The sequence below is a fragment of the Oryzomicrobium sp. genome, from assembly GCF_021287045.1.
Taxonomy (GTDB): Bacteria; Pseudomonadota; Gammaproteobacteria; order Burkholderiales; family Rhodocyclaceae; genus Oryzomicrobium.
In genome coordinates this window covers 74125-88200 of the sequence record NZ_JAJTBG010000012.1, presented here as the reverse complement: position 1 = coordinate 88200, position 14076 = coordinate 74125, and the positions used below count along the sequence as shown (strand labels likewise).

Sequence of the window (14076 nt, the reverse complement as noted above, 5' to 3'; positions counted from 1 at the left end):
ACAAGGCTCTTTCCGCATCCTTTCGCCGAGGACGCCAATGCCCACCGAATCCGTCCAGCCCGTCCAGTCCTTTGCCGACCGCCGGGACGGCGCGCCGCCCGACGCCCCCGACCTGGCGCCCCTGCGCCGGGCCGTCGCCGACGCCCACCGGCGTGACGAGGCGGCCTGCGTGGCCGCTCTGGTGGACGAGGTGGCGCCCCTGCTCGGCCCCCTGCGCCCGGCCATCACCCGCCAGGCGGCGCAGCTGGTCCGGGCGGTGCGCCAGGCCCGCAGCCGGGCCAGCGGGATGGACAGCCTGATGCAGGAATTCTCCCTGTCCAGCCAGGAAGGCATTGCCCTGATGTGCCTGGCCGAGGCCCTGCTGCGTATCCCCGACCGGGCCACCGCCGACCGGTTGATCCGGGACAAGATCGGCCGGGGCGACTGGCGCGCCCACCTGGGCCACAGCCCCTCCCTGTTCGTCAATGCCGCCGCCTGGGGGCTGATGATCACCGGCCGGCTGGTATCCACCGTCAGCGCCGGGGCCCTGTCCAGCGCCTTGACCCGGGCCCTCGCCCGGGGCGGCGAGCCCCTGGTGCGGCATGGCGTGGACTACGCCATGCGCTTGCTCGGCCAGCAGTTCGTCCTCGGCCGCGGCATCGGCGAGGCCCTGGCCCGCAGCACCGCCAGCGAGGCCCGGGGCTATACCCATTCCTACGACATGCTCGGCGAGGCCGCCCTCACCGAGGCCGATGCCCGCCGCTATGCCGGCGCCTACGCCGACGCCATCGAGGCCATCGGCGCCGCCGCCCGCTCCCGGCCCGAGGCGGGGCGGCATGGCGTCAAGGGCGGGCCGGGCATTTCGATCAAGCTCTCGGCCCTCCATCCCCGCTACGCCACCGCCCAGCGCGCCCGGGTGATGGCAGAGTTGCTGCCACGCCTGGGCGACCTGGCGGCCCGGGCCCGCCAGTACGACCTGGGCCTCAACATCGATGCCGAAGAGGCGGACCGGCTCGAACTGTCCCTCGACCTGCTCGCCGCCCTGGCCGCCGATCCCGCCCTGGCGGACTGGGACGGCCTGGGCTTCGTCGTCCAGGCCTACCAGAAGCGCGCTCCGGCGGTGATCGACTTCGTCGCCCAACTGGCCCGCCGCCATGGCCGGCGGCTGATGGTGCGGCTGGTCAAGGGCGCCTACTGGGACAGCGAGATCAAGCGCGCCCAGGTGGAGGGGCTGGCCGGCTACCCGGTGTACACCCGCAAGGCCCACACCGACCTTTCCTACCTGGCCTGCGTCCGGCGGCTGCTGAAGGCGGCGGGCGAGGGGCTGCTCTATCCCCAGTTCGCCACCCACAACGCCCACACGGTGGCGGCGGTGGCCGCCCTGGCCGACGCCGCCGGCCTGGGCGGGCGGGACGACTACGAATTCCAGTGCCTGCACGGCATGGGCGAAACCCTCTACGACCAGATCGCGGGCCCGCAGCGGCGCTGCCGCATCTACGCCCCGGTGGGCAGCCACGAGACCCTGCTGCCCTACCTGGTCCGCCGCCTGCTCGAAAACGGCGCCAACTCGTCCTTCGTGCACCGCCTGGTGGACGAAGCGGTGAGCCTGGACGCCCTGGTGGCGGACCCGCTGCTGGCGGTCCGCGCCGAAGGGGGGCTGCCCCATCCTCGCCTGCCCTTGCCGGCGGCGCTCTATGGCGGGCTGACCCACCGCCGCGCCAATTCCGCCGGCCTGGACCTGGCCAGCCCCTGGCAACTCGCCGCCACCCGGGACGGGCTGGCGGAGCTGGCCCGCCAGCGCTGGCGCGCCGCACCGCGCCTGGCGGAGGGGGGAGAAGAGAATGTGCAGCCCAAAGCGGGGCAGGCTGCGGGGCCGAACCCCGCCACCGCGCTCCGGCCGGTGCGCAACCCGGCGCGGTACGGCGACGTGGTGGGCGAGGTGCGCGACGCCACCCCCGGCGAGGTAGAGGACGCCCTGGCCCGGGCCAGCGCGACCCGCTGGCGGTCCCTGGCGCCGGAAGCCCGGGCGGCGGTCCTGGAGCGGGCGGCGGATGCCCTGGAAGCGAGCCGCCTGGCCTTCGTCTCCCTGGCGGTGCGGGAGGCGGGCAAGACCTGGGGCAACGCCGTGGCCGAAGTGCGCGAGGCGGCGGATTTCTGCCGCTACTACGCCGCCGAGCTGCGCGGCCTGTCCGCCACCCTGGCCGACGAGGCCCCGCCGCCGGCCGGCCCCCTGGCCTGCATCAGCCCTTGGAATTTCCCCCTGGCCATTTTCACCGGCCAGGTGGCCGCCGTCCTGGCCGCCGGCCGGCCGGTCATTGCCAAGCCGGCGGAGCAGACTCCGCTGATCGCCGCGGCGATGGTGGATCTGCTGCACCGGGCCGGCGTGCCCCGGAACGCCCTGCAACTGCTGCCTGGCCCTGGCGAGACGGTGGGCGCCGCCCTGGCGGCCGATCCCCGGGTGGCCGGGGTGGTGTTCACCGGCTCCACCGAGGTGGCCCGCCTGATCCAGGCCGCCCTGGCCCGGCGCGGCGCCGGGGCCGAGCCGGTGTTGGTGGCCGAGACCGGCGGGCAGAACGCCATGGTGGTGGATTCGTCGGCCCTGCCCGAGCAGGTGGTGCAGGACGTGATCGCCTCCGCCTTCGACAGCGCCGGGCAGCGCTGCTCGGCCCTGCGCGTGCTCTGCCTGCAAGAGGAGATCGCCGCGCCGGTGCTGGAAATGCTGGCCGGGGCGATGCGCGAACTGGCCTGCGGCGACCCGGCCGATCCGGCCCGGGACGTGGGGCCGGTGATCGACGCCGAGGCCCGGGACCGCCTGGAGGCCCACGTTGCCGCCCTGGCCGCCGCCGGCTGTCCGGTGCAACGCTTGGGCCTGGGGCCCGACTGCGCCGCCGGCACCTACGTGGCCCCGACCCTGATCGAGATCGATGGCCTGGCGCGGCTGTCCGGCGAGGTCTTCGGCCCGGTGCTGCACGTGCTGCGCTACCGGGCGGCGGAGCTGCCGGCCCTGCTGGCGGCGATCAACGCCACCGGCTACGGCCTCACCTTCGGCCTGCACAGCCGCATCGACGAGACGGTGGAGGCGGTGAGCGGGGGCTGCGGCCCGGCGGGAGCGGAGGGGGCGCAGGGAGCGAAGGAATTCGCCCATGCTCATGACCATGCCCACGCGCCCGCCCCGGTACGGGCCGGCAACCGCTACATCAACCGCAACATGATCGGTGCCGTGGTGGGCGTTCAGCCCTTCGGCGGCGAGGGCCTGTCCGGTACTGGGCCGAAGGCTGGCGGCCCCCTCTACCTGCAACGCCTGCGCGGCGCCCGCCAGGTGGCCCCCAGCGCCCTGGCCGGGGCGGCGGTGCGGGCGACCCTGGTGCGCGGCGGCGAATCCGCCCCCTTCCTGGCCCTGGCCGATTGGCTGCGCGCCGCCGGGGAAGGCCGGGCGGAGGAGGGGATGGCCGGCCGCTGCCGCCGCTACGCCGCCCTGACCCTGTTGCCCTGGCGGCTGGAACTGCCAGGCCCTACCGGCGAGGCCAACAGCCTGGCCTTCGCCCCCCGGGGGCGGGTGGGCTGCCTGGCCCGGGACGCGGCCGGTCTGGCCGCCCAAGTGGCTGCCGCCCTGGCTACCGGCAACACGGCGGTACTGGCGGACGGCGAGGGTGTCCGGGCGTGGGTCGGGCGTTTGCCGGCCCCGGTCCGGGCTGCGGTGGAGGTGCGCGACGGCCCCCTGGACGGCACCGTCGGCCTGGCGGCGCTGCTGGCCGGGGACGAGGCCGAGGCCTGGCAGTGGCGTGCCGCTGCGGCCACCTGGCCCGGCGCCATCGTGCCGGTGCTGGCCCCGGACGAGGAGGGCGACTATCCCCTTTACCGGCTGGTGGTGGAGCGGGTGACGAGCATCAACACCGCGGCGGCGGGGGGCAACGCCAGCCTGATGACCCTGGAGGCGTAGGGGAGAGGGGCGGCGGTACCGGCGCATGACACGGAATAGGGCACGGCACATGGGGTGGCGCATGGACAAAATGTCTCACCCCATGCTTGAATCGCTCCCCTCCGCCGTCTGTCACCCGCATTAGCCTCCCTCGCCGCCCATGACCGCCGATACGTCCCTCGTTGCTTCTCCCCTGGCCCAGCCGCCTGCCGTCGCCGGCGCCCCCGCACCCTGGGCCGGCTACTCGGTCCTGGTGGTGGACGACGAGGAGGGCATGCGCGCCTTCCTGCAACGGGCCCTCACCGCCCGGGGCTGCACCTTCGCCGCCGCCGGCAGCGCCGAGGAGGGCATGGCCCGGGTGGCCCGCCAGCATTTCGACGTGCTGATCCTGGACGTTTCCCTGCCGGGCAAGAGCGGCATCGAATGGCTCAAGGAGCTGAAGGCCCCGGGCAACCCGGCGTTCGCCGGCGACGTGATCCTGATCACCGCCTTCGCCGACATGGAAACCGCCATCGACGCCCTGCGCGCCGGGGCGGCGGACTTCATCCTCAAGCCCTTCCGCCTCGACCAGATGGTCAACGCTCTGCGCCGCAGCTTCGAGCGCACCCGCCTGGCCCGGGAAAACTTCGTGCTGCGCCGGGAATTGCGCGAGCGGGCCGACGTGTCCGACGCCCTGGACGGCATGATCGGCACCTCGGCGGCGATGCGCGAGCTGACCGCCCTGATCCACCGGGTGGCGCCCCTGCCGTCCACCGTGCTGATCCAGGGCGAATCCGGGGTAGGCAAGGAGGTGGCGGCCCGGGCCCTGCACAACCTGTCGCCCCGGGCGAGCGGCCCCTTCGTGCCGGTGAACTGCGGCGCCATCGCCGCCGACCTGATCGAATCCGAGCTGTTCGGCCACGTCAAGGGCGCCTTCACCGGCGCCAAGGACAACCGCAACGGCCTGTTCTACTACGCCCACGGCGGCACCATCTTCCTCGACGAGATCGGCGAGTTGCCCCCGGCGGCCCAGACCAAGCTGCTGCGCGTGCTCGAAGAGCGGATGGTGCGGCCCGTGGGGTCGGAGCGGGAGCTGCCGGTGGACGTGCGGGTGATCGCCGCCACCAACCAGGATCTGGCTGCCGAGGTGAACGCCGGGCGTTTTCGCGCCGACCTGTTCTACCGCCTGGAAGTGCTCACCCTCAACATCGCCCCCCTGCGCAACCGGGTGTCCGACATCCGCCTGCTCACCGAGCACTTCCTCGCCTACTACACCTTGCAGCTGGGGTTGCCGCGCCTGGACGTGACGCCCGCCGTGGCCGAGGCCCTGGAGGCCTACCCCTGGCCGGGCAACGTGCGCGAGCTGAAGAACTTCGTGCAGCGCTCCCTGATCCTCGGCGCCTTCCCCCTGAACACCCTGGGCGGCGCCGGCCATGCGTTGCAGCGCGGCGCGGCGGCCGCCGCCGGCGGGGCAGGGGAGCAGGAGGTGGCCCTGGCCGGGGACGGCCCGGTGCCGACCCTGGCCGAGGTGGAAAAGCGCCACATCCTGGCGGTGCTGGAACGCTGCGCCGGCAACAAGTCCCAGGCTGCCCGGCTGCTGGAGGTGTCGCGCAAGACCCTGGAGCGCAAGTGCGCCGCCTGGGGGGTCTGGCCGTGATCGTCCAGTCTGCGTTTTCTCCCGCGTTCCCGACCGCCATCGGCCGGCCCCGCCCATGCTGATCGGCGCCGCCTGGCGGCGGCTGTGCGGGTGGTGCCGGCGTGGCCGCACCCTGTTCCGGGAATCGGTGCGGGCCAAGCTCCTGTTCATGGTCATGGCCCCCCTGTTCCTCGGGGTGCCGACCCTGCTGATCCTGGTGTGGATGTGGGGCTCCGAGACCTACCACCGGCTGCTCACCTTCAAGATCGGCGCCGACCTGGTGATCGCCCACGAGTACTTCGACCGGGTCAAGCAGGGCACGGTCCACGACCTGACCGCCATCGCCCTGTCCTCGCGGCTGCACGCCAACCTGCGCCCCGCCCCGGCCCCCGGCCGGGCAGGTGGGGCTGCAGCCGCTGCCGGAACATCGTTCCAGCCCCGGGAGACGCCCCTGGGCGCCTACCTGGATGCGATCAAGCGCCAATACGGCCTGGATTTCCTGTTCTTCCTCGACACCGACGGCTACGTGGGCACCGTGCCCCGGGGCAGTTCCATCGCCGGTAGTCGGGCGCGCTGGCCGGTGGTGTCGGCGGCGGTGAGCGGTACGCCCCAGGTGGCCATCGACGTGTTCGACGCCGCCGAGTTGGGGCGCATGGACCCGGGCCTCAAGGCCCGCGCCCACCTGCCCCTGGTGCCCACCCCGGCGGCGGCGCCGGACAGCCGCCGCGAAGAGACGCGGGGCCTGGCGATCCACGCCGCGGTGCCGGTGTACGACGCCGAGCAGCACCTGGTCGGGGTGCTCGAAGGGGGCGTGCTGCTCAACGGCAACCTGGGCATCGTGGACCGCATCAACGGCATTGTGTACCGGGAAGGCTCCCTGCCCCTGGGCAGCCAGGGCACCGCCACCCTGTTCCTGGGGGATACCCGCATCGCCACCAACGTGCACCTCTTCGAGGGGCAGCGGGCCCTGGGCACCCGGGTGTCCAAGGCGGTGCGCGACAAGGTGCTGGGCCAGGGCGAGACCTGGCAGGACCGGGCCTTCGTCGTCAGCGACTACTACGTGTCGGGCTACGAACCGCTCCACGACAGCTTCGGCGAGCGGGTCGGGATGCTCTACGTGGGCTTTCTTGAGGCCCCTTTCCGCCTCGCCAAGTGGGTGGCCATGGTCACCCTGTTCGTCTTCTTCGCCGTGATCAGCATCGCCGGGGCGGTGCTCTCGCTCAGTTGGGCGAAGAGCATCTTCGAGCCCATCGAGCGTATGAACCGCACCATCCAGGCCATCGAGTCCGGCGACGCGGCGGCCCGGGTGGGGGCGGTGGATAGCCGGGACGAGATCGGCAGCCTGGCCGGCAAGTTCGACCACCTGCTCGATTCCCTCTCCCAGCAGCGCGACGCCCTGAAGCGCTTTGCCGACGACCTGGACCGCAAGGTGGCCGAGCGCACCCTGGCCCTGGAAGAGGCCAACGCCACCCTGCGCCAGGCCCAGGCCCAGCTGGTGATGTCGGAAAAGATGGTGGCCCTGGGCGAGCTGACCGCCGGGGTGGCCCACGAGATCAACAACCCGGTGGCGGTGATCCAGGGCAACCTGGACGTGCTGCGTGAAATCCTCGGCCCGGCGGCCGAACCGGTGATGCAGGAAATCCGCCTGATCGACGCCCAGGTGCGGCGCATCCAGCAGATCGTCACCCGGCTGCTGCACTTCGCCCGCCCCGCCGACTTCGCCGGCCGGGAAGAGGTGGTGGACCCCAATGCGGTGATCGCCGACTGCCTGGTGCTGACCCGGCACAACCTGCAAAAGCGCGCCATCGCCGTCGAGCAGGACTTCGCCACCCGGCGTCAGGTCACCTTCAACCGCAACGAGCTGCAACAGGTGATGGTGAACCTGATCGTCAACGCCGTGCAGGCCATGCCCGAGGGCGGCACCCTGCGCCTGTCCACCGCCGACTGGAACGAGGCCGACGGCAGCGCCGCCGGCGTCACCTTGAGCGTGCGCGACAGCGGCGCCGGCATGGCCCCCGAGGTGCTGTCGCGCATCTTCGACCCCTTCTTCACCACCAAGAAGGCCGAGGGCACCGGCCTTGGCCTATCGATCACCTACGCCATCCTGGAGCGCCACGGCGGCCGCATCACCGTCACCAGCACCCCGGGGGCGGGCAGCGAGTTCGTGGTCTGGCTGCCCTGCGGCCTGGCCTGCTACGACCCCCAGCGCCTGCCGGGCGGCGGGCCTGGCGAATTCAGTGAGTTCGGTGAGTTCAGTGAATTCGGCGGGGCGGACGAAACCGGCGAGGCATCCATGTCGCCGGAACGCTAGCACTGGCGCGGTGTTTCACGGGCCATGCCTGGAGAACCGGCATTGGCGCGGCGTTTGGCGATGCCATTTTGAAAGTCCGCGCCCCTATTGGGTTTCCGGCCGGTGCCTGTTTTTTGTGCGGTGCGTCATGTGCTTGAGGCGCAAGCCTTTTGCCGAATTATCCACAGCCCTGTCCACCGAAACTGGGGAAAGCCGGCCCGGTGTTCCGGCGCCGGGCACTTTTCGCCCCGGCGCCTGTCCATTCCACTCCCCACCCGCGGGGAGCATCCATTCCAACAACAGGAGAAACAACCATGACGATCAAGGTCGGCGACCGCCTGCCCGCAGGCACCCTCAACGAATTCATCGCGGTGGAAACCGAAGGCTGCGCCCTGGGCCCCAACACCTTCAAGGTCGAGGACCTGGTCAAGGGTAAGAAGATCGTCGTCTTCGCCGTGCCCGGCGCCTTCACCCCCACCTGTTCCAACCAGCACCTGCCCGGCTACCTGGCCCACTACGACGCCTTCAAGGCCAAGGGCGTGGACGAGATCTGGTGCCTGGCCGCCAACGACGCCTTCGTCATGGGCGCCTGGGGCCGGGACCAGCAGGTAGGCAGCAAGGTGCGCATGATGGCCGACGGCAGCGCCGAATACGTGGGCAAGCTGGGCCTGCAACTGGACCTCACCGCCCGGGGCATGGGCCTGCGCGCCCAGCGCTTCGCCATGGTGGTGGAGGACGGTGTGGTCAAGGCCCTGGCCGTGGAGGCCCCGGGCAAGTTCGAGGTGAGCAGCGCCGAGGCCGTGCTGAAGGGGCTTTGATGGACGGTCGAGGCCACCCTGCTCCCTGACTGACCCCTGGCCCGCATCGCTGCGGCCCGACCCGGTCCCTGGCCGGGAGGGCACCCGGCAGGGGCGGAGCCAGGATGAAAAACCGCCGCCTCCACGACCGTGGGGCGGCGGTTTGTTTTTGGCGGGTGGGCGTTGCTTGCGGCCGTGGCCGGCCGGGATTCTGCGTCAGAGTCCGCCGAAGACCTTTTGCAGCAAGGCGCTGCCGGTGCCCACCGGGTCCTTGCGGATCGCCTTTTCCTGCTCGGCGATCATCAGGAACAGGCCGTCCAGGGCCTTGCGCGTCACGTAGTCGTCCAGGTTGGCGTCCTTGGCGTCCATCAGCCCCAGGCCGGCGGCCTTGCCCGCCAGCTTGTCGTACTGGGGTTTCACCTGGAGCCGGTCGGTGGCCTTCTTCACGATGGGCAGGAATTTCTGGGTCAGTTCGCCGGAGGTGGTCTGGCGGAAGTAGTCGGTGGCGGCGTGGTCGCCGCCGGTCAATACGCCCTGGGCGTCCTTCACCGACATGCCCTTGACCGCCTTGAGCAGCACCGGCTTGGCCTCCACCACCGCCTGCTCGGCGGCGTGGTTCATGGCGTCCACCACCTCGTCGGCCTGCTTGCCCATGCCGGCCATGCGCAGCATGCCCTCGGCCTGGGCCAGGGCGCCGGGCAGGGGAATCTTCACCCGGGAATCGCCGAGAAAGCCGTTGGTCTTGCCCAGTTGTCCCACCGCTACCTCGGCGCCCCGGGACAGGGCTTCCTTGAGCCCGGCCACCGCGTCGCCGTTGCTTACCGCCTGGGCGGCGGGGGCCAGGGCCAGCGCGGCCAGGCAGGCCAAGCCGAGGCAGGCGCTGCGGGTGTGGCCGGCCAGGTTGGCGAGGGCGGGAGAAACAAAGGAAAGGGGGGCGGTGCGCATGGGGGCGTCTCCAGTGTCGGGTCTGCCATGGTGGCAAGAACGGCGCCCGGCGGCAATGCCGGGGCCGTCAGGCGGCCGGGGAGGGCGGCGTGGCGCGGTGCACCAGGATGGCACTGATGCGCGGTGGATCGGCCACCAGGTCGGCCAGGGTGTAGCGGTCGAAGGTGGCGTAGAGGGCGGCGAAGGCTTCTTCCACCACGCCGCTCAGGCGGCACACCGGGGCGAGGCAGCAGGTGCCGGCGGCGTCGGCGGCCGTAGTGGTGGCGGTGGCATTGACGTCGCCGGCCAGGCATTCCACCAGGGGCGCGCCGCCCTCGCTGGCGCGCAGGATGGCGCCCAGGCGGATGTCACCGGGCTCCCGAGCGAGGCGGATGCCGCCGCCCTTGCCCCGGGTCGATTCCACCACCCCGGCCCGCACCAGCTGATGCACCACCTTGGTCAGGTGATTCCCGGAAATACCGTAGGCCGCGGCGATCTCCGGAATGGTGACGAGGCGCCCCCGTTCCGTGGCCAGGAACATCAGCACCCGCATGGTGTAGTCGGAAAAGGCGGTAAGTCGCATGGCGGCGGCCTGGATTAAAGATGCGGAAAAAATGTTGCTTTTAAAAGGGACGGGGCTTAGGATAAAGCTGTATTTATTTTACAGCTTTTGACCGCCGCCGCCAGGAATGCCTGGCGAGTGGCGAAAAGCAGTCAAGGCTGTGCGGTCTGGACGGCGTTGGCCCCGGCACTGCGGCGCAAGCCGAGGGGAGGGGCGGCGCGTTGCCGTCGGCGAACTCCGGCCCGGCCGCCGTTGTCTCGATTTTCCACCCGGATCAAGGAGCCATGCCGATGGATGCCCGTCCCGATCCCGATCTTGCCGCTGGCACCGGCGAGGAACGCTGGACCGCCGAGCGGGTGCTGGAACTGCGGGCCTGGACGCCCCGCCAGCTGTCGTTCCGCACCACCCGCAGCCCGTCCTTCCGCTTCACCCCGGGCCATTACGCCCGCCTGGGGCTGGACGGCAGCGACGGCGAGACGGTGTGGCGCCCCTATTCGGTGGTGTCCGCCGCCTACGACGACTACCTGGAATTCCTCGCCATCCTGGTGCCGGAAGGGGCGTTCTCGGTGGGGCTGGAGCGGCTGCGCGTCGGCGACACCCTGCGGGTGGACAAGGCCAGCTACGGCTTCCTCACGGTGGACCAACTGGCGCCGGGGCGGGACCTGTGGCTGATCGCCAGCGGCACCGGCCTGGGGCCGTTCATTTCGATCCTGCGCGACCCAGCGGTGTGGCGGCGCTTCGAGCGGCTGGTGCTGGTGCACAGCGTGCGCCAGGCCGCCGAACTGGCCTACCGGGACGAGATCGCCGCCCTGCCGGACCATCCCCTGCTGGCCGAAGGCGGCGCCCGGCTGACCTACCTGCCGGTGGTCACCCGGGAGCCCGGCGCCACGGCCCTGGCCGAACGCATCCCGCACCTGGTGGCCGACGGCCGGCTGGAAGCGGCGGCGGGCGCCCCCCTGGACGTGACCACGGCCCGGGTGATGGTCTGCGGCAACCCGGAAATGGCCCAGGAGATGCGCGGCCTGCTGCGCGAGCGGGGCTTCGCCACCGGCCGGCGCGGCATCGCCGGCCAGATGGCTTTCGAGAACTACTGGTAGGCCCCGGGTCTGCCGCCGCCAACGAATACAAACGTAAGCGATACCAACGCAAAGGAGCGCGACCATGACAGCCCGACTCTCGCTGGAAAAGGACAAGGTCAAGTTCGTCCTGCTCGAAGGCATCCACCCCAACGCCGTGGATGCCCTGGCCCGGGACGGCTACACCCAGGTGGTGAGCCACGCCAAGGCCCTCACCGACGCCGACCTGGTGGCGGCCATTGCCGACGCCCATTTCATCGGCATCCGCTCCCGCACCCAGCTCACCGCCGAGGTGCTGGCCCAGGCCCCCAAGCTGGTGGCGGTGGGCTGCTTTTGCATCGGCACCAATCAGGTCGATCTGACCGCCGCCGCCCGCCTTGGCGTGCCGGTGTTCAACGCTCCCTTCTCCAACACCCGCAGCGTCGCCGAACTGGTGCTGGGCGAGATCATCATGCTGCTGCGCGGCATCCCGGCCAAGAACGCCGTCCTGCACCAGGGCGGCTGGGTGAAGAGCGCCGCCCATTCCTACGAGGTGCGCGGCAAGACCCTGGGCATCGTCGGCTACGGCCACATCGGCACCCAGATCGGCGTGCTCGCCGAACAGCTCGGCATGACGGTGATCTTCCACGACATCGAGGCCAAGCTGGCCCTGGGCAACGCCCGTCCCACCGCCACCCTGGACGAGCTGCTGGAGGCGGCCGACGTGGTCAGCCTGCACGTGCCGGAAACCCCGGCCACCCGCAACATGATCGCGGCCGCCGAACTGGCGCGGATGAAGCCCGGCGCGGTGCTGATCAACGCCTCCCGGGGCACGGTGGTGGACATCGACGCCCTGGTGGCGGCCCTGGAGCGGCAACACCTGCAGGGCGCGGCCATCGACGTCTTCCCAGAAGAGCCCAAGGGCAACGACGCCACCTTCGTCTCGCCCCTGATCGGCTTCGAGAACGTCATCCTCACCCCCCACATCGGCGGCTCCACCGCCGAGGCCCAGGCCAGCATCGGCCTGGAGGTGGCGTCCAAGCTGATCCGCTACAGCAACAACGGTTCCACCGCCTCGGCGGTGAACTTCCCTGAGGTGTCACTGCCCGAACACACCGGCAAGTGCCGCCTGCTGCACATCCACCGCAACGTCCCGGGGGTCCTGGCCCAGATCAACGAACGCTTCTCCCGGGCCGGCATCAACATCGCCGCCCAGTTCTTGCAGACCACCGCCGACGTGGGCTACGTGGTCATCGACGTGGACGCCAACGCCAGCCAGATCGCCCTGGACGAACTCAACGCCATCGACGGCACCATCCGCTGCCGGCTGCTCTACTGACATGAAGCGCCATCCCGCCCTGCTCGCCCTGTCCCGGGAGCACCACGGCGCCCTATCCCTTTCCCTGGCCGCCCGGCGGGCGATCCAGGCCGGCCCGGCCGAAGTCCGCGCCGTGGCCGGGCGGGCGCTGGCCTGCTACCGGGACGAGCTGCGCCCCCACTTTGCCGTGGAAGAAGACGTCCTGCTGCCCGCCCTGGTCGCCGCCGGGGGCACCGGCAACGCGGCCCTGGTGGCGCGCACCCTGGACGAGCACCGCCAGTTGCACGAACTCGCCGCCGCCCTGGACGGCCCGTCCCCCGACGGCGAGGCACTGCGCCGCTTCGGCGAACTGCTCGGCGACCACGTGCGCTTCGAGGAGCGGGAGCTGTTCGAAGCCGCCCAGGCGTGCGGCGTAGCCGACGCGCTGGCGGCGGAGCTGGATTCCGGAGCGTCCCGGATCGCACGAGCCTGCCGGATGGCCTGATGCAACGGTAGCAGTGCGGCGCCCTTGTCCGTCGGCCCCTCATGGGCAACGCTGGCTATGACATGCATGGCCGCCTGACGGTGGCGCCGGCAGATCGGTGCGGGCGGGGGCGGCTGGTCAGGGCCGCCAATCCTTGCCTTTCGCCAAATAGCCCTGTGTTTCACCAGAGTGCCGAGGGCGTCGTAACAAAACCTTCATCGATACGTTTCCATATTTCTATAAAATTGGAAATATGGAAACCTTGAACGCCGCCGAACTTCTTGCCGCCCTGGGGCATGAATCCCGCCTCGCCATCTTCCGCCTTCTGGTCGAAGCCGGTCCGGAAGGCATGAACGCCAGCGCCATTGCCGAAAAGCTGGACCTGCCTGGGGCGACCCTGTCCTTCCATCTCTCGCATCTGAGCCGGGTCGGCCTCATCAAGGGGGAGCGGGAAAGCCGCTTCATCCACTACTCGGCCGAGTACGGGACGATGGATGAACTCATCGCCTTCCTGACCAGCAACTGCTGCCAGGGCGAGGCCTGTCTCCCCAAAACGGCGGCCTGCGCCACGACCGCGAAGCGCCGGGCCAAGATTGCCAAGCCCTGAGGGGACGGCGCCCTGAGCGAGCCCATTGGCCGGCGTGTCGCTCCGGAAGCAACTGGACGACATCGGCCGCACCCAAGGCTGAACGGCGCCCCCGGTCATCCCTCCACCCAGTACAGCGGAACACACATGAGCACTCTCAAGACGGTCCTGGTGCTATGCACGGGCAACTCCTGCCGCTCCCAGATGGGCGAGGCCATCCTCAACCACGATCTGGCCGGCCTCGTGCGCGCCATCTCCGCCGGCACCGCGCCGCAACCGAAGGTGGCCGATGGCGCCATCGAGGCGCTGCAACTCGCCAAGCTGCCGACCGCCGGGCTGTACCCCAAGACTGTCGAGTCCGTCATGGACCAGGACATCGACCTGGTGGTCAGCGTCTGCGACAACGCCAAAGAAACCTGTCCCATTTTTCCCCGGCCGGTGAAGCGCATCCACGTCGGGTTCCACGATCCCCATGGCGAGCCGCTGGAAAGCTTCGTCGCCATCCGCGACGACATCCGCGCCCGTCTGGTGCCGGCGGTCCGCGCAGCCCTGGGTTTGTGAGGAGCTG

General features: G+C 70.9%; 11 protein-coding genes. 9 read left to right on the top strand and 2 right to left on the bottom strand.

What is annotated here, in order from left to right:
* Window positions 1-37: 37 nt before the first annotated feature.
* From putA to LWW89_RS13915, 4 genes are all read left to right on the top strand, one after another.
* Complete coding sequence (gene putA, locus LWW89_RS13930; RefSeq protein ID WP_293265174.1) at window positions 38-3919, top strand: bifunctional proline dehydrogenase/L-glutamate gamma-semialdehyde dehydrogenase PutA; 3882 nt, start codon at window positions 38-40, stop codon at window positions 3917-3919.
* A gap of 139 nt (window positions 3920-4058) precedes the next feature.
* The gene (locus LWW89_RS13925) at window positions 4059-5534 is read left to right on the top strand and encodes a sigma-54 dependent transcriptional regulator (RefSeq protein ID WP_293265172.1); all 1476 of its coding nucleotides are present in this window, start codon (window positions 4059-4061) and stop codon (window positions 5532-5534) included.
* Window positions 5535-5589: 55 nt separating this feature from the next.
* Window positions 5590-7824: a HAMP domain-containing sensor histidine kinase gene (locus LWW89_RS13920; RefSeq protein ID WP_293265170.1), complete on the top strand. Its 2235-nt coding sequence runs from the start codon at window positions 5590-5592 to the stop codon at window positions 7822-7824.
* A gap of 293 nt (window positions 7825-8117) precedes the next feature.
* Entirely contained in the window at window positions 8118-8621 is a 504-nt protein-coding gene (locus LWW89_RS13915) for a peroxiredoxin (protein WP_293265168.1), read from the top strand.
* 195 nt (window positions 8622-8816) lie between these two features.
* On the opposite strand, the gene LWW89_RS13910 is transcribed toward LWW89_RS13915, so the two are convergent.
* Window positions 8817-9545, bottom strand: a complete 729-nt coding sequence (locus LWW89_RS13910) for a DUF4197 domain-containing protein (protein WP_293265166.1) — start codon at window positions 9543-9545, stop codon at window positions 8817-8819.
* 67 nt (window positions 9546-9612) lie between these two features.
* Window positions 9613-10107 carry an Rrf2 family transcriptional regulator gene (locus LWW89_RS13905; RefSeq protein WP_293265165.1) on the bottom strand — a complete coding sequence of 165 codons (495 nt, stop codon included), beginning with the start codon at window positions 10105-10107 and terminating at the stop codon, window positions 9613-9615.
* Between the two features lie 269 nt (window positions 10108-10376).
* On the opposite strand from LWW89_RS13905, the gene LWW89_RS13900 reads away from it, so the two are divergent.
* The 5 genes from LWW89_RS13900 (at window position 10377) to LWW89_RS13880 (ending at window position 14069) form a co-directional block, all read left to right on the top strand.
* On the top strand, window positions 10377-11183 hold the full coding sequence (locus LWW89_RS13900; protein ID WP_293265163.1) for a ferredoxin--NADP reductase: 807 nt from the start codon (window positions 10377-10379) through the stop codon (window positions 11181-11183).
* Window positions 11184-11247: 64 nt separating this feature from the next.
* Window positions 11248-12480, top strand: a complete 1233-nt coding sequence (gene serA / locus LWW89_RS13895; protein ID WP_293265162.1) for a phosphoglycerate dehydrogenase — start codon at window positions 11248-11250, stop codon at window positions 12478-12480.
* A 1-nt stretch (window position 12481) separates the two neighbouring features.
* The gene (locus tag LWW89_RS13890) at window positions 12482-12943 is read left to right on the top strand and encodes a hemerythrin domain-containing protein (protein ID WP_293265161.1); all 462 of its coding nucleotides are present in this window, start codon (window positions 12482-12484) and stop codon (window positions 12941-12943) included.
* Between the two features lie 232 nt (window positions 12944-13175).
* Window positions 13176-13529, top strand: a complete 354-nt coding sequence (locus tag LWW89_RS13885) for a metalloregulator ArsR/SmtB family transcription factor (RefSeq protein ID WP_293265160.1) — start codon at window positions 13176-13178, stop codon at window positions 13527-13529.
* A gap of 126 nt (window positions 13530-13655) precedes the next feature.
* Entirely contained in the window at window positions 13656-14069 is a 414-nt protein-coding gene (locus LWW89_RS13880) for an arsenate reductase ArsC (protein WP_293265159.1), read from the top strand.
* Window positions 14070-14076: the final 7 nt, after the last annotated feature.

What these genes read in the sequence shown, in the direction of transcription:
- putA (WP_293265174.1), top strand. Translation starts at nt 38, where the DNA reads ATGCCCACCGAATCCGTCCAGCCCGTCCAGTCCTTTGCCGACCGCCGG.
- LWW89_RS13925 (WP_293265172.1), top strand. Translation starts at nt 4,059, where the DNA reads ATGACCGCCGATACGTCCCTCGTTGCTTCTCCCCTGGCCCAGCCGCCT.
- LWW89_RS13920 (WP_293265170.1), top strand. Translation starts at nt 5,590, where the DNA reads ATGCTGATCGGCGCCGCCTGGCGGCGGCTGTGCGGGTGGTGCCGGCGT.
- LWW89_RS13915 (WP_293265168.1), top strand. Translation starts at nt 8,118, where the DNA reads ATGACGATCAAGGTCGGCGACCGCCTGCCCGCAGGCACCCTCAACGAA.
- LWW89_RS13910 (WP_293265166.1), bottom strand. Translation starts at nt 9,545, where the DNA reads ATGCGCACCGCCCCCCTTTCCTTTGTTTCTCCCGCCCTCGCCAACCTG.
- LWW89_RS13905 (WP_293265165.1), bottom strand. Translation starts at nt 10,107, where the DNA reads ATGCGACTTACCGCCTTTTCCGACTACACCATGCGGGTGCTGATGTTC.
- LWW89_RS13900 (WP_293265163.1), top strand. Translation starts at nt 10,377, where the DNA reads ATGGATGCCCGTCCCGATCCCGATCTTGCCGCTGGCACCGGCGAGGAA.
- serA (WP_293265162.1), top strand. Translation starts at nt 11,248, where the DNA reads ATGACAGCCCGACTCTCGCTGGAAAAGGACAAGGTCAAGTTCGTCCTG.
- LWW89_RS13890 (WP_293265161.1), top strand. Translation starts at nt 12,482, where the DNA reads ATGAAGCGCCATCCCGCCCTGCTCGCCCTGTCCCGGGAGCACCACGGC.
- LWW89_RS13885 (WP_293265160.1), top strand. Translation starts at nt 13,176, where the DNA reads ATGGAAACCTTGAACGCCGCCGAACTTCTTGCCGCCCTGGGGCATGAA.
- LWW89_RS13880 (WP_293265159.1), top strand. Translation starts at nt 13,656, where the DNA reads ATGAGCACTCTCAAGACGGTCCTGGTGCTATGCACGGGCAACTCCTGC.